This window comes from Streptomyces sp. NBC_01515 (assembly GCF_045040345.1).
Classification (GTDB): domain Bacteria; phylum Actinomycetota; class Actinomycetes; order Streptomycetales; family Streptomycetaceae; genus Streptomyces.
The window spans coordinates 2,096,102-2,113,356 of the sequence record NZ_CP109416.1 but is presented as its reverse complement, the minus strand read 5'-3'; the positions used below and the strand labels follow the sequence as shown (position 1 = coordinate 2,113,356).

At 70.6% G+C, this 17,255-nt stretch carries 18 protein-coding genes; 7 read left to right on the top strand and 11 right to left on the bottom strand.

Annotated features, from left to right (window positions below; translation table 11 throughout):
• Positions 1-22 precede the first annotated feature (22 nt).
• Together OG407_RS09275 and OG407_RS09270 are read left to right on the top strand one after the other, a co-directional pair.
• The gene (locus OG407_RS09275) at positions 23-886 is read left to right on the top strand and encodes a phosphatidylinositol-specific phospholipase C/glycerophosphodiester phosphodiesterase family protein (protein WP_405856795.1); all 864 of its coding nucleotides are present in this window, start codon (positions 23-25) and stop codon (positions 884-886) included.
• Between the two features lie 140 nt (positions 887-1,026).
• The gene (locus OG407_RS09270) at positions 1,027-1,221 is read left to right on the top strand and encodes a hypothetical protein (RefSeq protein WP_405856793.1); all 195 of its coding nucleotides are present in this window, start codon (positions 1,027-1,029) and stop codon (positions 1,219-1,221) included.
• Between the two features lie 38 nt (positions 1,222-1,259).
• Here OG407_RS09270 and OG407_RS09265 read toward each other — a convergent pair whose 3' ends face one another.
• The 4 genes from OG407_RS09265 to OG407_RS09250 form a co-directional block, all read right to left on the bottom strand.
• On the bottom strand, positions 1,260-2,411 hold the full coding sequence (locus tag OG407_RS09265; RefSeq protein ID WP_405856791.1) for a phosphodiester glycosidase family protein: 1,152 nt from the start codon (positions 2,409-2,411) through the stop codon (positions 1,260-1,262).
• 162 nt (positions 2,412-2,573) lie between these two features.
• Positions 2,574-2,933: a DUF779 domain-containing protein gene (locus OG407_RS09260; RefSeq protein WP_405856789.1), complete on the bottom strand. Its 360-nt coding sequence runs from the start codon at positions 2,931-2,933 to the stop codon at positions 2,574-2,576.
• A 106-nt stretch (positions 2,934-3,039) separates the two neighbouring features.
• The gene (locus tag OG407_RS09255) at positions 3,040-5,391 is read right to left on the bottom strand and encodes an FtsX-like permease family protein (RefSeq protein ID WP_405856787.1); all 2,352 of its coding nucleotides are present in this window, start codon (positions 5,389-5,391) and stop codon (positions 3,040-3,042) included.
• Positions 5,388-6,125: an ABC transporter ATP-binding protein gene (locus OG407_RS09250; RefSeq protein ID WP_405856785.1), complete on the bottom strand. Its 738-nt coding sequence runs from the start codon at positions 6,123-6,125 to the stop codon at positions 5,388-5,390. Before OG407_RS09250 ends, OG407_RS09255 begins: the two co-directional genes overlap by 4 nt.
• A gap of 199 nt (positions 6,126-6,324) precedes the next feature.
• On the opposite strand from OG407_RS09250, the gene OG407_RS09245 reads away from it, so the two are divergent.
• From OG407_RS09245 to OG407_RS09235, 3 genes are all read left to right on the top strand, one after another.
• Positions 6,325-7,629 (top strand): sensor histidine kinase, encoded by a 1,305-nt coding sequence (locus OG407_RS09245; RefSeq protein WP_405856783.1) that lies wholly within the window; start codon positions 6,325-6,327, stop codon positions 7,627-7,629.
• Entirely contained in the window at positions 7,626-8,333 is a 708-nt protein-coding gene (locus OG407_RS09240; RefSeq protein WP_405856781.1) for a response regulator, read from the top strand. The genes OG407_RS09245 and OG407_RS09240 overlap by 4 nt, the downstream gene beginning before the upstream one ends.
• A gap of 272 nt (positions 8,334-8,605) precedes the next feature.
• On the top strand, positions 8,606-9,352 hold the full coding sequence (locus tag OG407_RS09235) for a DUF5624 domain-containing protein (RefSeq protein ID WP_405856779.1): 747 nt from the start codon (positions 8,606-8,608) through the stop codon (positions 9,350-9,352).
• On the opposite strand, the gene OG407_RS09230 is transcribed toward OG407_RS09235, so the two are convergent.
• On the bottom strand, positions 9,264-9,758 hold the full coding sequence (locus OG407_RS09230; RefSeq protein ID WP_405856777.1) for a peptidylprolyl isomerase: 495 nt from the start codon (positions 9,756-9,758) through the stop codon (positions 9,264-9,266). The genes OG407_RS09235 and OG407_RS09230 overlap by 89 nt on opposite strands.
• A 247-nt stretch (positions 9,759-10,005) precedes the next feature.
• Here OG407_RS09230 and OG407_RS09225 point away from each other — a divergent pair, with 247 nt between their 5' ends.
• Complete coding sequence (locus OG407_RS09225) at positions 10,006-10,632, top strand: GntR family transcriptional regulator (protein WP_405856775.1); 627 nt, start codon at positions 10,006-10,008, stop codon at positions 10,630-10,632.
• Between the two features lie 16 nt (positions 10,633-10,648).
• On the opposite strand, the gene OG407_RS09220 is transcribed toward OG407_RS09225, so the two are convergent.
• Genes OG407_RS09220 through OG407_RS09210 form a run of 3 tightly spaced genes read right to left on the bottom strand, consistent with a single transcriptional unit; the run spans position 10,649 to position 13,216 of the window.
• Entirely contained in the window at positions 10,649-10,987 is a 339-nt protein-coding gene (locus tag OG407_RS09220; protein ID WP_328684823.1) for a cupin domain-containing protein, read from the bottom strand.
• On the bottom strand, positions 10,984-11,775 hold the full coding sequence (locus OG407_RS09215) for a carbon-nitrogen hydrolase family protein (RefSeq protein WP_405856773.1): 792 nt from the start codon (positions 11,773-11,775) through the stop codon (positions 10,984-10,986). Before OG407_RS09215 ends, OG407_RS09220 begins: the two co-directional genes overlap by 4 nt.
• A gap of 43 nt (positions 11,776-11,818) precedes the next feature.
• Complete coding sequence (locus OG407_RS09210; protein WP_405856772.1) at positions 11,819-13,216, bottom strand: MFS transporter; 1,398 nt, start codon at positions 13,214-13,216, stop codon at positions 11,819-11,821.
• 182 nt (positions 13,217-13,398) lie between these two features.
• Between OG407_RS09210 and OG407_RS09205 the strand changes: the two genes are divergently transcribed.
• Positions 13,399-14,085 carry a DUF2848 domain-containing protein gene (locus OG407_RS09205; RefSeq protein WP_405856770.1) on the top strand — a complete coding sequence of 229 codons (687 nt, stop codon included), beginning with the start codon at positions 13,399-13,401 and terminating at the stop codon, positions 14,083-14,085.
• A 140-nt stretch (positions 14,086-14,225) separates the two neighbouring features.
• On the opposite strand, the gene OG407_RS09200 is transcribed toward OG407_RS09205, so the two are convergent.
• The 3 genes from OG407_RS09200 to OG407_RS09190 all read right to left on the bottom strand — a co-directional run bounded on the left by OG407_RS09200 (position 14,226) and on the right by OG407_RS09190 (position 17,049).
• The gene (locus OG407_RS09200) at positions 14,226-14,756 is read right to left on the bottom strand and encodes a hypothetical protein (protein WP_405856768.1); all 531 of its coding nucleotides are present in this window, start codon (positions 14,754-14,756) and stop codon (positions 14,226-14,228) included.
• A 326-nt stretch (positions 14,757-15,082) separates the two neighbouring features.
• Positions 15,083-15,727 (bottom strand): LuxR C-terminal-related transcriptional regulator, encoded by a 645-nt coding sequence (locus OG407_RS09195; protein ID WP_405856767.1) that lies wholly within the window; start codon positions 15,725-15,727, stop codon positions 15,083-15,085.
• Positions 15,712-17,049, bottom strand: coding sequence for a sensor histidine kinase (locus tag OG407_RS09190; RefSeq protein ID WP_405856765.1), 1,338 nt, complete (start codon positions 17,047-17,049; stop codon positions 15,712-15,714). The genes OG407_RS09195 and OG407_RS09190 overlap by 16 nt, the downstream gene beginning before the upstream one ends.
• Positions 17,050-17,255 lie beyond the last annotated feature (206 nt).

Sequence of the window (17,255 nt, the reverse complement as noted above, 5' to 3'; positions counted from 1 at the left end):
CCGCCCCACACGGAGGAACACCATGGCCCTCATCACCCGTCGCAGAGCTCTCACCGGGCTCGGCGCCACCCTCGCGGCAGTCCTCGCCCCGCCCGCGGGCAGCGCCTTCGCCGGCGAACAAGGCCACCGCAAGCGGCCGTTGTGGCGCGCCCACGCCCACAACGACTACGAGCACCCGCGCCCGCTCTTCGACGCCCTCGACCACCGTTTCGGCAGCGTCGAGGCCGACATCTTCCTCGTCGGCGACCAACTCCTCATCGGTCACTCCGCGTCCGAACTCGATCCGAGCCGCACGCTCGAATCCCTCTACCTCGACCCGCTCGCCGCCCTCGTGAAGGCCAATCACGGCTCGGTGTACCGGGGTTGGCGTCATCCGCTGCAACTCCTGATCGACATCAAGACCGAGGGCTCCTCGACGTACCTCGAACTCGACCGCCATCTCCAGCGCTACAAGCACCTGTTCACGACCTACGCCCACGGACGCGTCCACCCGGGCGCCGTCACCAACGTCATCTCCGGCGACCGCGCGGCCCGAATCCCCATGGAGGCACAGACCGTACGACGCGCCTTCTACGACGGCCGGCTCGCCGACCTCGGCAGTTCGGCGCCCGCCTCCTTCATCTCGCTCATCAGCGACGACTGGCAGGCCAACTTCACCTGGCTCGGCACCGGCGCCTTCCCCGACGCCGAGCGGCGGAAGCTGCGCTCGATCGTCGCGCAGGCGCATGCCCACGAGCAGACCGTGCGGTTCTGGAACACCCCGGACGTGGCGGGCCCGGCCCGTGACGCGCTGTGGGACGAACTGTTCGCCGCCGGTGTGGACTTCCTCAACACCGACGACCTGGCCGGGCTGGAAGCGTTCCTGGACGCGCGCCGCACGGTGTGACATCGCATGTGGTGACGGCACACGTGCTGACACCACACGTTCGGGGGACACGTCAGTAGCCCGGACGAACCCTCCGCTACGCCACACTTGCGGCCGAACGCCGTGAACCAGACATGGCGGCGTGGCGGAGGAGGGTGACGATGGCCATTTCCATCTCTGTGGTGCTGCTGCTCCTGATCCTTGCGGTGATCTTCATGCGCAGCGGCGGGCTGAAGCTCTCCCACGCGCTGGTCTGCGCACTGCTCGGGTTCTTCATGGCCAGCACCAGCATGGCGCCCACGATCCACAGCGGCCTGGCGGCCACCGCGGATCTGGTGAGCGGACTGCATCCGTGAGACCAGCCGGTCGACCAGTTGACTGATCAGCCGGTTGATCAGTCGGTCGAGAAGACTCCGACACCGTTCGGTACGGGACGCTCGGCGCCGCCGCTGGGGTGGTTCCGTACCGTGACGGCGCTCGCGCCGGGTGCGCGGGCGACCAGGGTCGTCGAGCCGCCGCCGTCCAGACTGAAGGCGTCGACCGAACCCAACTCCCGCATCTGCGTGGCGACTTCGTCGATCGTGAGGCCGCTGCGGTAGGCGACCGCACCGTCCGTCGCGAACAGCAGCAGACGGTGGCCGCCGTTCGCGATCCCCACAGCGGTGCGGACGGCCGAGGCCGTGTTGTCGAGACCGGCCAGCGGCCGGCCGTTACGCAGGACGGGGTAGCCGCCGAGGGCGAAGCGGTACGGAACTCCGGACCTCGACGCCACGAGACGGTGCTTCACCTGAACCCGCTCGCCGGTGTCCAGCTTCCGCAGTCGCCGCGCACCCGCCTCACGGCCGACGAGAACGGTGGTACCCGCGGCGATGGCACCGCTGCCGGGGGTGTTGGACGCCGACACGACGCGGCCCCCGCGCACCGTCACCTCATAGGTGTCGCCACTACAGGCGCCGGCCCGGTTCGTGTCCGTGCCACATGTGGCACGCACCCGGGAGACGCTGCCCCACTGTGTGGTGAACGCGCCGATGGAGTTCTCCGGCAACGCGTACTGATTGAACCCGCCGAGCGTCAGCCGCCCGTGCGGGGTGTGGACCGACCCGCTGAGGGCGAGACTGTCCAGCCGGGCCACCCGGTCGACCCCCACACCGAGCACGTTCCGGGTGTTCGTGCCGGGCGGCAGCTCGGGCCCGAAGCGTTGGCCGTCCGGCACCGCGGCCTTCAGCGCGATGCCGCTCGCGATCGCCGGTCCGTCGGTGGAGCCGGTGGCCTCGACGCCCGGGTGCTGGGTCTCGGAGATGTTGAAGAAGTCGCCGTTGACGCCCGCGACGGCACCCGCCGAGTCGGCCAGCCGGGAGACGGGCTCCCGGGCCGCCACCGCACCCGGGTACAGCAGGTTGACGCGCACATGGGCGTTGCGCAGGTCCACGACGACCACATGGGCGTGGGTCACACCCTTGGCCGCCGTGATGTCGAACTGCCGGTAGGTGACACCCGGCGCGAGCTGCGTGGTGCCCGGGACGGCGTCGGCCGGTGCCGCCCCCACCAGGGCCGCACCGGCCAGCGCGCCGAATGCCGTGAGTTGTGCGAGTACGAATCTGCCTGTTCTTAAACGTTTTTGACGGTGCGTCACAGTAGCCCCTGATGTCTCGTCAACTCTCTCAAGTCTCAGGGGAAGTGCAGCAGATGACGATGACCGGCGGGGCTGCTAGGCGCCGACTACACGGGAACGAGTGAGAAAACGCACCCCCTCGGGTGCTTCCAACGAGAAACCGCTGCCGCGCCCTGCTACGACGTCCACGATCAGCCGCGTATGGCTCCAGACCTCGTTCTGGCTGCGCGAGATCCAGAACGTCACGGGCTCCGGCACGCCCTCGACCACCAGCTCGGCGAGCAGCACGTCCGAACCACCGGTGCGGAACTCGCCCTCCGGGAAGCACATGGGCGCACTGCCGTCGCAGCAGCCGCCGGACTGGTGGAACATCAACGGGCCGTGCTGGGAGTGGAGTTGGCGCAGCAGATCGGCTGCGGCGGGGGTGAGTTCGACGCGCGGGGTGTTGTCGTCCATGTCAGCCGTCCCAGGGAGGCGGGTGGGGGAGGGGTGCGGGTGGCCCAGCGCATCACGGGCAAGGTTGCGAGAGGGTTGCGTGCCCTCGCGGCGCGTCTATGGGGCTCTACTCGGCGCGGAGCGCGGTCGCCGTGCGGATGCGTGCCGCCCAGCCCGCCGGCAGCAGGGAGCCGAGTACGGCGACCGCGACCCCGGCGAGCCCGAGCAGGACCAGGTCCTGGGCGTCGTAGACATCGATGACGGCGCGGGGCAGCCGTAGGCCCGCCGCGTGGCCCATCGCGGGGATCACCGCGCCGTGCACGGCCAGGCCCAGCGGCACGCCGAGGGCGCCGCCGGCCAGTCCGGGCAGGACGACCGAGCTGACGACCATCGTGACGGTCTGCCGGGGTGTCATGCCGAGCGCCTTGTGGATGCCGAGGTCGTGCACGCGCTCATGGGTGTCGAGGACGACCCCGCCCAGCACACCGAGCCCCGCGACGCACACCAGCATCAGGGTGAGCAGCGCGGTGAGCGAGTCGAGGACGGTGACGGTGTCGCTGCCGTTCGAGGACTTGCCGGTGCTCGCGGTGACCCCCAGGGGCTTCAACTCGGCGTTGAGCGCGGTGAGATACGCGTGCGTGTCCGTGCCGGGTTTCAGATCGACGTACTGGGTGGTGGAGTTGAGGCCGGGTACGGCGGGCTGGAGCGTGGCGGCGTCGGTGAGGACCGTCCTGCCGTCGTTGCCGGTGTCGAATACTTCACCGACGATACGGACCTCAACTGGCTTGCCCCGCACGGTGAGTGTGATGGTGTCCCCGACCTTCGATCCGGTGGCGGTGAGGACGGTGCTGGGCGCGACGGCCTCGCCCGCCCCTTTGAACCACCGCCCGCTCACCATCGTGAACCCACCCCAGGAGGCGTCACCGTCGAACGCGGTCACGGTGACGGTTCCGCTCATCCCCGAGACGGTCGCGTCTGTGGTCGCGCTGCCGTAGTAGGCACGAGTGCCGGGTCGGGCGGTGATGGCGACGGTGATCGAGGCGACGGTGGCGGGATCGGCGGCGGTCGGCTGTCCCTGGCGGACCGCCCTGCCGGGCCCACTCGACGTGGCAACGGTGACGTCGGCCGCGTTGTGGTTCTTGGACGCGATCACCTCACCCAACGACGAGGACAACCCGACGGCGAAGGTGACGGCCGCGACCCCGAACAACACGGCGACGACCATCGCGACGGTACGCCCGGGCCGCGCGAACGGCCGAGCCAGACCCAGCCCCACGGCCCGCGACACCGGCAGCCGGGCGGCGAGTCGGGCTGCCCACCGCCACCGCACCGCCACCGGAGTCCGCCCAACCGCCAATGCGTCAACCGTACGCAGCCGCCCCGCCCGCCAAGCGCTCGCGCACGCGGTGAGAGTGACCAGGCCCAACACCCCGCCGATCACCGCGACATCGACCCACAACTCGACCCCGAGCCCGGCCGTGCCGTAGGCGTCCGCGGTGTCGGAGAGGACAGGGGTGGCGAGCAGGTGCCCGGCGGCCGTACCGAGAGCCGCCCCTGCCGCAGCCGGGATCAAGGCCTGTCCCGCGCATGCCCGGACGACCTGGCCCGGTGTGCAGCCGACGGCCTTGAGGATGCCGATCCGGCGCCGGCTGGTCGCGACCGCCCCGGCGACCACGTTGCCGACGATCAGTACCGACATGACCAGGCCCAGCACCCCGAACGCGACCAGGAAGGGTACGAACAGGGCGGTCTCCCGTGTGGCGACCTTCCTTACGCCGAGCCAGGATTGGGCCCCTGTGAGTGACTTCGCGGGTGCCGTCGCCGTGATCGCCTCGCGGTCCCGGGACATCCAGGCCGAGCTGTCGGCGTGGGTGAAGCGGTAGAGCATCTGGTAGCCGGTGACCTTGCCGGACGGGGTCAACTCGGCTGTCTGCGACGGCAGTACCCATGCGTCGGCCGTACGGCTGACCGAGCGGGCCACTCCGACCACCGTCAGCGTCGGGCTGCCGGGCAGGTCCGGGAACTCCAGTTTCCGGCCGAGCCGTCCCTCGGGTCCGGTGTCCGCCGATACGACGATCTCGCCGGGACCCTTGACCCAACGGCCCCTGGTCATCGTCATCTTGTCGATCTTGCCGCCGGGCGTGGAACGGCCGACCACCGAGAGTGGCGCTCCGCTGTGCCCGTTGAACCCCGGTGTGACGGTCACGGTCGGGAACGGGCCTGCCGTTTCCGTGACACCCAACGCCCTTGCGGAGTGGGCGAGTTGGGTGACCGTGGTCATCCTCGCGTCGAACTGTGCCGTCAACTGCGCCCCGTTCTGCCGGTCGAAGGCCTTGTCGAACGGTGCCTCGGACGACACGAGCAGCGCACCGCCCAGCACGGACGCCGTCACCGCCAGCATCGTGGCCAGCCCGATCACCAGCGTCTGCACTCGGCGACGGGCCATGCCCGAGCGGATCACCCGGCCCAGCGCGCTCATCGGACGGACTCCGGATCCGCGACGGGGGTGGTGGCGTCGGACGTGATCCGGCCGTCGACGAGCCGGATCGTGCGGCGGGTGCATGACCGTGCCAGTTCCGTGTCGTGTGTGACGACGACGATCGTCTGGCCGTCGGCGTTCAACTCCCTCAGCAGGCGGCTTACTTCCTCGCCGGACGCGGAGTCCAGCGCGCCGGTCGGCTCGTCGGCGAGGAGGAGCTGGGGGCGGTTCATCAACGCCCTTGCTACGGCGACCCGTTGGCGTTCGCCGCCGGACAGCCGGTTCGGACCAGCGCCGGCGTGCCGGGCGATGCCGAGTGACTCCAGCAACTCGGCCGCCCGGTTCTGGGCCTCGCGTCGTCCGAGGCCCGCCAGTCGTGCGGGCAGCGCCACGTTGTCGGCGACCGAGAGATCGTCCAGCAGATGGAAGAACTGGAAGACCATGCCGATCTTCGCCCGCCGGTAACGTGCCGCCCCGGCTTCGCCCAACCGGTCGACCCGCACCCCGTCCACGGTGACGGACCCGGAGTCCGGCCGGTCCAGACCGGCGATGAGGTTCAGCAGGGTCGACTTGCCGCTGCCCGACGGCCCGAGGACCGCGACGGCCTCACCGGCCCGCACGCTCAGCGACGCGTCCTCCAACGCGGGCGGCCCGCCGCCGTAGCGGCGACTCACATCGAGGAGTTCGATGACTGATGGTGGTGGGGGTGGTTGCACGGACAGGGGTGTCGGCATCGGCGTGGTGGCCCTTCTGGATCGGATGTCCCGACGCTAGGAGGGCGACCGTCCCGGGCGCGCCGGTCGGCGGGACCAAATGCCGTACCGCACTGGGGTGATGGGCCACGACGTCATCCTTGAGATGTAGCCGACGGATGTAGGCGGCCCGTCCGCCGGAGGGATTCCGGGCGCCGTCGGTACCCGAGAGAATGGGCCGGTGACGGTGGGAGAGGAAGCTCCGGCTCGACCAGTCCACGCTCGGCCGTTTCCGGCTCGGCTGGTCCCGGTCCGGCTGCGCCGGGCGGTCGGCTCGTTGCTGCGCCCCGGGGGCCAACTGCCGCGCCCCACAGGGCAACAGCGGCTCGTCGACGCCGCGCTCGCGCTCGTTCTCACCTTCGTGTCGGTGCAGTACGCGTGGGGCGACGGCTACGACGAGGCCCACCTGCACCGCATGACCGACCTGGTGATCCTGGTGTTCCTCGCCTCGGCCTCGCTGGCGTGGCGACGCCGTTACCCCCTCGCCGTCCTGTGGCTCGTGACGGTCGCGACGGCGCTGACCCCGGACGACGTCGCCCGGCTCACCTTCTACGCCTGCGTCATCGCCGCCTACAGCGCGGCGGCCTACAGCCCGCACCGCCTGCCGACCCTGGCGAGCCTCGCCGTGGCGGTCGCCGTGATCAGCAGAACAGGCCAAGTCGGCCCGGTCAACCCGTACTTCTACGTCGCCCCGACCGTGCCCACCCAGTACGTGCCCCTGTTCATCTCGGTGCCGATGGTCGTGGCCGCCATCGGACTGCGCACCTGGAAACTCCGGGCCGCCGAGACCCGCACCCGGCTCACCGCGGTGGAGAGCGCCCGGGCCGAGGAGCTGCGTCGGGCCGTGGAACACGAACGGGCCCGGATAGCGCGGGAGTTGCACGACGTCGTCACGCACAACGTCAGCGTGATGGTCATCCAGGCCGGCGCCGCCCGCTCGATCATGGACAAGTCCCCGGAGCGGGCCCGCGAGGCACTCCTCGCCGTCGAGGCGGGCGGCCGGGCGGCGATGGGGGAGCTGCGCGACGTGATGGGCCTGCTGACCATGGAACTGGGCGAGGACGCCGATGAGTTGGCGATCTCGGCCCTGGATCCGCAACCGGGACTCGACCGGCTGGAGGCGCTGATCGGCCGCATGCGCGGTGCCGGTGTGCCGGTCGAACTGACCGTCTCCGGAACGCCCCGCCCCCTCCCCGCCAGCATCGAACTGGCCGCCTACCGCGTGGTCCAGGAAGCCCTGACCAACACCGTCAAACACGCGTCCGGCGCCGACGCGAGCGTCCAAGTGTCTTACGGCGAAGGTGAGTTGCAGGTCGAGGTCACCGACACCGGCGGCAGGCCCGGCCCCGTCGCGGTCACCGGGAACGGCCGCGGACTGATCGGCCTGCGTGAACGCCTCGCCGTCTACGGCGGCACCCTGTGCACCGGCCCCCGCCCGCTCGGCGGCTACCGCGTGCGGGCCCTGATCCCCCTGGAGGACCTGTGAACCGCGCCCCGCGCGTCGTGGTCGCCGACGACCAGGCTCTCGTACGTACCGGCTTCCGGCTGATCCTCGACGCCCACGGCATCGAGGTGGTCGCCGAGGCGACCGACGGCGCCGAAGCCGTCGACGCGGTCCGGCGCACCCGGCCCGACGTGGTGCTGATGGACATCCGCATGCCGGACATGGACGGCCTGGAGGCAACACGGCGCATTCTCAAGGATGTTGGCGCCGCGGACGCGCCGCGCGTGGTCATGCTGACCACGTTCGACCTCGACCACTACGTCTACGCGGCGCTGGCCGCCGGAGCCAGCGGCTTCCTCCTCAAGGACGTCACCCCGGAACACCTCGTCGCCGCCGTCCGCACGGTCCGCACCGGTGACGCGCTGCTCGCCCCCGCCATCACGCGCCGACTGGTCGAGCGGTTCGCCCGCCGGGCCCCGGAAACGGCCTCCCTCCACCGCGACCTGGCCGCCCTCACGCCTCGCGAACTCGACGTCCTGCGCCTGCTCGCCCAGGGCCTGAGCAACGCCGAACTGGCCACCGGGCTCCACCTCTCCGAGGCCACGGTCAAGACCCACGTCTCCCACATCCTCGCCAAGCTCTCCCTGCGCGACCGGGCCCAGGCGGTCGTCGTCGCGTACGAGACGGGTCTCGTCAGCCCTGGGGCGCGGCACGAGGACGCGACCGGTGGCGAGGTACCGGCGTAGTACGCCGCGGAGCGCCCGTCCCTGCCCGGATTCCGCTCCGGTCCCGGATTCCGCTTCTGCCGGCTCGTGGCCCCGCCGGAGAACGAGGCGGAGGGCGACGCGGCGGTCGAGGCGCTGACCCGGCTCGCGGCGCACGGCCTGCTCCAGCCCGACCTGCCTCGCCTGTGACAGCAGACGGCTGGCTTCAGTCCGACCCGCCGCGCTGACCGAGTCGCGCCGCGCCCCCGCCGCCGTACACCGACCTGCTGCCGTACCCCGAATCGAGGAACCACATGTCCGCCACCCACGCACCCCGCCTGACGGAGGTAGGCGCGCTGCCCACATCCGGGGCGCGTGCCGTGGAGTCCTTCGAGCTCGACGGCACGCAGCTGCTGGCGATCCCCCAACTCGCCTACGACATCCCCGGGAGCGTCCAGGACCTCGCGCCCCAACACGGCCGCGCCTTAGCCCACTTCACCGACGCGCGGGGCGAGACCTATCTCCTGGTCGCCTGTCTGGCGAGCCCGTCGCGGCTGCTGCGCGAGGTCGAGCGCTCCCGTGCCGCCAACAGCGCCGAGTTGTGGCGCGAGACCATCGCCGTCGAGGCGTACCGGGGGCGCGAGCAGGCGATCGCCGACATGGTCGACTACGCGTGCGCGGTCACCGCCCGCTATCTGCGCGCCGCGCTGGCCGACGAGTCGTACCTCAACTCCCGTACCCTGCGCGAGGATTACCTGGAAGGCGGCCCCTGCGGCCAACTGCCCGTCCCGGTCAACCAGATGATGATCGCGACGTTCTTCCTCGCCGGCCTGGACATCTCCCACCGCACTGAGGGCATACACCGGCGCCTGCGTGGCGTCTGCCCCGCGCTCCCGCCCCGGACATGCCGCGGGCCCCGGCGACGAGACATCATCACCGGGGCCCGCGGCCACGACCGTGTACGGGGCTGGATCAGCCCTCGACGACGCCCGACGCCGCGATCTCGATCTTGGCCTTCGTGGCGCCCGACTGCGAGCCCAGGGACTCGATCTTGTCGATGATCTCCGTGCCCTCGACGGCCTCGCCGAAGACGACGTGCTTGCCGTCGAGCCACGAGGTGACGACCGTGGTGACGAAGAACTGCGAGCCGTTGGTGTTGCGGCCGGCGTTCGCCATCGACAGCAGGTACGGGCGGTCGTGCTTCAGGTCGAAGTTCTCGTCCGCGAACTTCTCACCGTAGATGCTCTTGCCACCGGTGCCGTTGTGGTTGGTGAAGTCACCGCCCTGCAGCATGAACTGCGGGATGACGCGGTGGAAGCCGGAACCGGCGTAGCCGTAACCGTTCTGCCCGGTGGCCAGCTCGCGGAAGTTGCGGGCGGTCTTCGGGACGACCTCGTCGAAGAGGTTGAAGACGATGCGGCCGGCGGGGGCGCCGTCGATGGTGATGTCGAAGTAGACGTTGCTCATGGTCAATTCTGTCACTTTCGGTGTATTGCACCCTCTGCCTGGTGTGGCCGTGTGCCGAACACCAGGCCGTTACGTCAAAGGGCTCTGATCGGAGTCCAGTCCGTCGAACTCTATCCACTGAGCCGAGCTCGTGCGTCGGCGCCGGCCCCCGGAGGCGGGGTGCGGGCCGACGCCGTACGGCTCTCTCGGGCGGGAACGCGCGTGGTAGCGTCGGTATACAAATTGTATGCGATGTCTGGGGGTTGCCGTGGCGTCCGGTCGGGAGAAGGCCTACGCGTATCTCAAGGACACGGTGCTGACGGACCCCGAGATGCAGGGGGCCTTCCTGTCGGAGCAGGAGCTGGCCGATCGTATCGGTGTCTCCCGCACCCCCATCCGCGAGGCGCTGCTGATGCTCGCCGCGGAGGACCTGGTCGAACTCGTGCCCAAGCGCGGTGCCCGGGTGGCCCCTCTGACGGGGCGCGAGGTCCGGGAGCTGATGGAGCTGCGCGGCCTGGTCGAGCGGTACGCGGCCGAGCGGCTGGTCGCCGCCGAGCGGGTGCCCCTGGAGGAACTCCGCTCCCTGCTGGAACAGCAGCGCGCGCTCACCGGCGCCGAGGAGACCCACGAGTTCATCGCCGTGGACCACCGCTTCCACGCGTCCCTCGTGGCGGCCGTGGGAAACACCCTTCTGGACCGGCACTACGACGGTCTGCGCAGCCGCCAGGTCCGCGCCGGAGTGGTCGCCGTCTTCAACCGGCAGGGCCGGCAGAAGGCCGTGCTCGACGAGCACGAGGCCATCGTCGACGCCCTCGCCGCCGGTGACGCGCAGGCGGCGTGCGCGGCCATCGACCACCACCTGCGGTCGACCCTCAAGGTGCTCCTCGACGGCTGAGGCCGCTCCGCGGGAGTCAGGGATACGTGATCACGAGCATCGTCACGCCGTCCGCCGAGGTCCACGGCCCGTGCGGCATGCCCGGAGGACGGCAGGCGTACATGCCCGCCGTGAAGGTGCGGTCCAGCGTCAGGTCGTGCATCGCTCCCTCGACGAGATAGACCTCCTCCCACACGTCGTGCAGGGCCACGCCCGCGGCCGAGGAGTCCGTACCCGGCGCCCACCGCACGAGCGCGGTGCGCCGACCACTCTCGGGGTCCTCGGCCAGCACGCACTCCTCGACACCGGGTCCGGCGCCGGCCGGGGCAGTCCAGGGCCCGTCCGGCCGGTGGAATTCCAACTCGGGGCCGCTCATCGCCACACCTCCGGCCGCCGGTTCGCCAGTACGGACGTCTTCTCGCGGACCGCACTGACCTCGTCGACGTCCAGGTCCGTCACGAGCAGCTCCGGATCGGCGCCGAGCGACGCCTGTACGGTCCCGTCGGGGCCCACCACCAGGCTGTGCCCGTTGCCGGTCGGCACCGGGCCAGGACCGGTGCCGGGATCGGCCTGGCCGACGGCGGCGACCCAGACGGTGGCGTCCAACGCGCGGGCCCGCACCAGCAGTTCCCACTGTTCGAGCTTTCCGGGGCCCGCACCCCAGGAGGCCGCCAGCAGGGTGCCCACCGCCCCGGCATCGGCATGCGCCCGGAACAGCTCCGGGAAGCGGACGTCGTAGCAGGTCGCCAGGCCCAGCCGGACACCGTCCACGTCGATCACGGCGGGGCGTGAACCCGGGGCCACGCTCTCGGACTCACGGAAGCCGAAGGCGTCGTAGAGATGGATCTTGTCGTACGACTCCTCGACGCCGGGGCCGGTCGCCAACAGGGTGTTGGTCACCCGGCCCTCGTCGGCCGGGGTGAACATGCCGGCGACGACGAGCGTGCCGGTCGTGCGGGCGATCTCGCGGACGCCGTCGGCCCACGGGCCGTCGAGGGGCTCGGCGAGCGGGGTCAGCGGGGTGCCGAAGCAGGCCATCGACGCCTCCGGGAAGACGACGACGCGGGCTCCGGCGTCGGCGGCGCGGCGCGTCCACTCCTCGATGAGGCGCAGGTTCTTTTCCGGGTCGGGGCCGGTGGTGAGCTGGCTGAGGGCGATCCGCATGGGGCGGTGCCTCCTTGTCTGGGGCGGGGTGGTGTGAGTGTGGTCAGTGGAGGTCTGCCGTGACCGGGGTCCTCGGTGCGGCGAGCTGTTCGTCCTCGTCGACGGCGGCCTCGGGGTTGCGGCCCAGCATGACGCCCACCAGGGAGATCGCGGAGGCGAGGGCGATGTAGAGGGCCAGCGGTACCCAGCTGTCGTAGGCGCTCAGCAGGGTGGTGAAGAGGAGCGGGGCGATGGCACCGCCGATGATGCCGGCCAGGGTGTAGGCCAAGGAGGAACCGGTGTAGCGCAGGCGGGGTGAGAACTGTTCGGCGATGAATGCGGCCTGCGGGCCGTAGAGGCAGCAGTGGATCACCAGGGCGACCAGGACTCCGGCGGCGAGCGGCAGCCAGGAACCGCCTGCGGCCATCGGGAAGAAGACGAACGGCCACACCGCGGCGGCGACCGCTGAAATGCCGTACAGCAGGCGGCGGTTGACGTGGTCGGAGAGAGCGCCGGCCAGGGGCATCAGGAAGACCTGGACCGAGGAGCCGATGAGGACGGCGGCGAGGGCGGAGCCGCGCGACACGTCGAGTTCCTGGGTGGCGTAGGTCAGGACGAAGACGGTGAACATCGCGTAGAGGACGTCCGGTCCGACCCGGCACAGGATCGCGGCGGTCAGGGCGCGGGGCTGGGTGGTGAAGACCTCGCGGATCGGGGTCTGGGGGCGGGACTGTTCGGCCTCCATCGCCTTGAAGACCGGGGTCTCCTCCAGCTTGGCGCGGATCCACAGTCCGAAACCGACCAGGACGCCGGACAGCAGGAACGCCACCCGCCAGCCCCACGACTCGAACTGCGCCTCGGTCAGCAGGGCGCCGAGGGCGGCCAGCACACCGTTGGCGAGGAGGTTGCCGGCGGGCGGGCCCACCTGTGCGGCGGAGGCGTAGAAGCCCCGGCGGCGGGAGTCGCCGAACTCGCTGGACAGCAGCACCGCGCCGCCCCACTCGCCGCCGACGCCGACACCCTGGGCGAAGCGCAGCACGACCAGGGCGATGGGCGCGGCCACGCCGATCGTGCCGTAGGCGGGCAGCAGGCCGATGGCGAAGGTGGCCACGCCGATCAGGACGAGGGTGGCGATCAGCACCTTCTTGCGGCCGATCACATCGCCGAGGCGGCCGAAGACGAAGCCGCCGAGGGGGCGGGAGAGGTAGCCGACCGCGTAGGTGGAGAACGCGAGGAGGGTGCCGGTGAGCGGGTCCTCGGAGGGGAAGAAGAGGTCCCCGAAGACGAGGGCCGCGGCGGCGGAGTAGACGGCGAAGTCGTACCACTCCAGGGCGGTGCCGGTGAGGCTGGCGACGAAGGCGCGGCGGACGCCGGAGCGTTTCGCCGAGGCGGCGGTGTCGCTCCGCGGGGCGCCGGCGTCGCTCTTCGGAGCGTCGGTGCCGCTCTTCGGGGTGTCGTGCATGGTGCCCATCCTTGCTCGGAGACATCGACCTTCCGGCATACTTCTTGTATACAGGTCGTATGCGCAAGCCCCGCGCCGGAAGTCAACCGCGGAGAAACCAGGTTCCGGGGGGCCGCTCTCGGCTCTCCGATCCCCGTTTCCCGTGGTCGGTTCCCTGTTCCCCGATCCCTGGGAGTGCCCTCATGTCCGTGCTGACCTTCGAACTGCCCGACGGATCGACGCGCGAGGTCGATGTCGTCCAGGTCCTCAACGCCGGGTACGCCGGGCGCAGTCAGGACGATGTCGCCGCGCACGTCGCGGAACTCGCCGAGCTGGGTGTGCCGGGTCCGTCCGTGACGCCGGCGCTCTATCCCGTCTCGCCGTACCTCGCCCAGCAGACGGAGCGGGTCGCGGTCCAGCACGGGCGCACGTCCGGCGAGGCGGAGTGGGCGCTGGTCGTCGCGGAGGGCGGGGAGCTGCTGCTGACCGCCGCGTGCGATCACACCGACCGCGAGCTGGAGGTGCACGGGGTGGCGTGGAGCAAGAACGCCGGCCCGGACGTCCTCGCGCGCCGCGCCTGGCGACTGGCCGATGTGGAGTCCCGTATCGACGAGATCACGCTGCGCGCGTGGGTCGGCCACGCCGGCGCGGAGACGGAGATCCAGACCGGGACGCTGGCCGAACTCCTCACCCCGGGCTACTGGGTCGACGTGCTGCGTTCGCGCGGCGACCTGATCCCCGGAACCGTCCTGATCTCCGGGACCATCCCCATGGCCGCGGGTGTCGACCAGTTCGCCGACAGCTGGCGCGTCGAACTGGCCGACCCGGCGGGCGGGAACGTCATCGGCCTCTCCTACGACGTCCGGCCGATGCCGGAGCCCATCGGCTGACGAGGTGAGCGTGAGGGGCGGACTCCCGCCGTCCGTCCCTGCCCCTGCCTGATGCCCCGTCAACCAAGCGGAACTACGATGCCCCGTCAACCAAGCAGGGCTACCAAGGGAGTTGGGCAGTTAAGAAGCTACTGAGGGAGTCACTGGGGGAAGTACAGTGCGGCCTTCTCCAGGACGTGCCCCGTGAACATCCCGCCGTACCTGCTCCCGCCCCGGTACATGGTGACCCGGGTGACTCCCGATCCCGACGTCTCCACGGTGATGGGCCTCCCGATCAGTGACGTTCCGAGGACCCGGGCGTCCTTGGCGGCCCAAGTCCGCGCGTCGGGCTGGGCGGTGCCGGTGACCAGTGCGGGCAGGATCAGCGCGGCGTTGCGGGCGCCGGACAGTCCGCCCCGCAGGTTCTTCGCGTAGTCCAGCGCCCACCCGGTGTACTCGGTCAGCAAGGCCTGGTCGACCTGGGGGACCGAGGCGGCGAGGACGAACAGTTCCGCCTTGGTGCCGAACCACCGCGCCTTGCGGTCCGACCGGCTGCCTATCATCACCGGGCGGTCGCGCCAGGTGGTCCCGGTCACCACCGACCCGTCGGCGGCAAGCCGTTCACGAAGCCCCGCCAGGTAGGAGTCGGCCGCGCCGGTCGCCGACGCCGGGTCGCTCTGATGTTGAGTCATACGGGGATCTTCCGTCACATCAAGGCCGGGGCACAGCGGATTCCTCGATTTCGGCGACCGGGCTCCGGCCGCCAGAGTTCGGAGGATGTTCCCCACGGGTGAGGGGACGGTCGTAGACCACAGAGCACCGCTTTGTCCGATCCTGCGTGCTCCACGCACCCGGGGTACCTTCCCCCTGGTTGTCTGCGGACCTCTGCCCTCTTTGAGGTGAAGACCCCCCAGGCCATGCGCGCAATCGCCAAGGACCGTGGCAGTCAGGAGATCGCGGACGAGCCCTTCATGGAAATGGAGATGACTTGTTCGCCACCTATGCCACAGCGAGCGGTTCAGCCCTCCAGGTAGGCGAGTACTGCCAGGATCCGGCGGTTGTCGTCGTCGGAGGGTTCGAGGCCGAGTTTGGTGAAGGTGTTGGCGCTGTGTTTGCTGACGGTCTTCTCGCTGACGTACATCCGGCCGGCGATGGCCGCGTTTGTGCGGCCCTGGGCCATCAGGGAGAGGACCTCGTGCTCGCGCGGGGTCAGTTCCAGCAGGAGGGGGTCTGTGGAGCGGTGGGTGAGGAGGGCGGCGACCACGTCGGGGTCCATGACCGTGCTGCCGGCGGCGACCTGCCGGACGTTGGCGACGAACTGGTCGACGGCCATGACCCGGTCCTTCAGCAGATAGCCCACGGCCCCGGCGCGGTCTGACATCAACTCCCTTGCGTACAGCTGCTCGACGTACTGCGAGAGCACCACGACGGGCAGGGCGGGGATGAGCTTGCGAGCGTCGATCACGGCGCGCAGCCCCTCGTCGGTGAAGGTCGGGGGCAGTCGCACGTCGACGACCGCTACATCGGGCCGGTGGGTGGTCAACGCCCGCATCAGGGAAGGGCCGTTGTCGACGGCGGCGACGACCTCGAAGCCGTTGGCCCGGAAGATCCTGATCAGGCCCTCGCGGAGCAGGGCGAGATCTTCGGCTAGGACGATGCGCATGGCAGCGACATCCTTATCTCGGTGGGTCCGCCGGGCGGACTGTCGGCGGTCAGCGTGCCGTCGAAGGCCGACAGGCGGCGTGCGACGCCCCGCAGACCGGTGCCGGCGTCGAGGGCGGCACCGCCGCGGCCGTCGTCGTACACCCACATGGTCAGCAGTCCCGCCGTCGTGCCGGGGAGGGGCGTGAACTCCACGCCGATCTCGATGCGTTGGGCCTGGGCGTGCTTGATGGCGTTGGTCAGCGCCTCGGCGACGGCGAAGTAGGCCGCGGACTCGACCGGCGCGGGCAGCCGTCCGGGCAGGCTGGTGACCACCGTCGTGGATATCGGGTTCGCCAGCGCCAGGGCTTTCAGGGCTCCGTCGAGGCCACGGTCCGCGAGCACCGGGGGATGGATGCCGCGTACCAGGTCCCGTAGTTCGGCCAGGGCACCGGCGGTCGACGCACGGGCCTCGGCCAGCAACTCCGCGACGGCCTGCGGATCTTGGGGCAGGAGCTGTTCGGCCAGCCCCAGGCTCATGCCCAGTGACACCAGCCGGGCCTGTGCCCCGTCGTGCAGGTCCCGTTCGATCCGGCGCAGTTCGTCCGCCCGGGTGTCGACGGTCTCGGCCCGCGAGGCGGCCAACTGAGCCACACGCGCCCGTAGTTGTGCCTGCGCGGTGGGCCCGAGCAGGGAGTGGATCACCAGGGCGTTGAGGTTCGCCAGCCGTACGGCGGTGGTGTACCAGATCAGAAGGAACACCGGGCCGAAGGGGACCATGGCGAACGACTCCCCGACGCCGTGCAGACGGAAGCCGTTGCCCAGCGGTGTCCGGAACACCGCAGGAGGGGTCAGCGCGAACACCAGCGGATAGCTGAGGTAGAAGACGCCGCAGAGGAAGAGCAGGAACGACAGCCCGCAGGTGAACCACCCGGTGACCGAGTTGACCGCCAGCCAGGCCCAGTCCCGCCAGGTCGCCGGATCGCGCAGGACGGCCCACAGCTGTACCGGCCAACTGCCTTCCGGGGTGGGCGAGTAGGGCCGGGCCACCGGTTCACCGAGTCGGTCGGCGGCCCACCGGCGGTGCAGGTCGGCGAACCAGCGCACCAGGACGGTCGAGAGCAGCGTCAGCGGGATACCGACCCAGAACGCGACGACCGTCAGCGAGGTGGTCCAGAGGGTGAGCAGGCCAAAACCCAGGACCGAACCGAGCAGCAGGACGAACGACCAGCCCAGCAGGCCCACTCGCAGGGTGAGAGCGGCCCTCCAGCCGACGCCGAGCGCGGGACGTTCCACCAACTTCCCTGCGCCGACCGGGACTTGCTGCTCGCCGGTATGGGTCATCACGCTCCATCGTCGTGCATCGGTACCGCGTCGAACGGACGGCCGACGGCAAGTCACCGTGACGGGGCGGCAGTTCATCATGCGCCGGAAGTTGATGATGACCCGCCGACTTGGGTCCGCGCACTGGGGATACCTCCACCATCGCCGGGGCCCAGCACCAGTGTTCTTCGTCCGCGTCGCCGGAAGCCTGGAGCTGTCGGAAGGCG

Excerpts from the sequence above, each read along its gene's own strand:
- OG407_RS09190 (WP_405856765.1), bottom strand. The coding sequence starts at position 17,049 with ATGACCCATACCGGCGAGCAGCAAGTCCCGGTCGGCGCAGGGAAGTTG.
- OG407_RS09195 (WP_405856767.1), bottom strand. The coding sequence starts at position 15,727 with ATGCGCATCGTCCTAGCCGAAGATCTCGCCCTGCTCCGCGAGGGCCTG.
- OG407_RS09250 (WP_405856785.1), bottom strand. The coding sequence starts at position 6,125 with ATGCCGACACCCCTGTCCGTGCAACCACCCCCACCACCATCAGTCATC.
- OG407_RS09205 (WP_405856770.1), top strand. The coding sequence starts at position 13,399 with ATGTCCGTGCTGACCTTCGAACTGCCCGACGGATCGACGCGCGAGGTC.
- OG407_RS09200 (WP_405856768.1), bottom strand. The coding sequence starts at position 14,756 with ATGACTCAACATCAGAGCGACCCGGCGTCGGCGACCGGCGCGGCCGAC.
- OG407_RS09230 (WP_405856777.1), bottom strand. The coding sequence starts at position 9,758 with ATGAGCAACGTCTACTTCGACATCACCATCGACGGCGCCCCCGCCGGC.
- OG407_RS09220 (WP_328684823.1), bottom strand. The coding sequence starts at position 10,987 with ATGAGCGGCCCCGAGTTGGAATTCCACCGGCCGGACGGGCCCTGGACT.
- OG407_RS09260 (WP_405856789.1), bottom strand. The coding sequence starts at position 2,933 with ATGGACGACAACACCCCGCGCGTCGAACTCACCCCCGCCGCAGCCGAT.
- OG407_RS09235 (WP_405856779.1), top strand. The coding sequence starts at position 8,606 with ATGTCCGCCACCCACGCACCCCGCCTGACGGAGGTAGGCGCGCTGCCC.
- OG407_RS09255 (WP_405856787.1), bottom strand. The coding sequence starts at position 5,391 with ATGAGCGCGCTGGGCCGGGTGATCCGCTCGGGCATGGCCCGTCGCCGA.
- OG407_RS09275 (WP_405856795.1), top strand. The coding sequence starts at position 23 with ATGGCCCTCATCACCCGTCGCAGAGCTCTCACCGGGCTCGGCGCCACC.
- OG407_RS09215 (WP_405856773.1), bottom strand. The coding sequence starts at position 11,775 with ATGCGGATCGCCCTCAGCCAGCTCACCACCGGCCCCGACCCGGAAAAG.
- OG407_RS09270 (WP_405856793.1), top strand. The coding sequence starts at position 1,027 with ATGGCCATTTCCATCTCTGTGGTGCTGCTGCTCCTGATCCTTGCGGTG.
- OG407_RS09210 (WP_405856772.1), bottom strand. The coding sequence starts at position 13,216 with ATGCACGACACCCCGAAGAGCGGCACCGACGCTCCGAAGAGCGACGCC.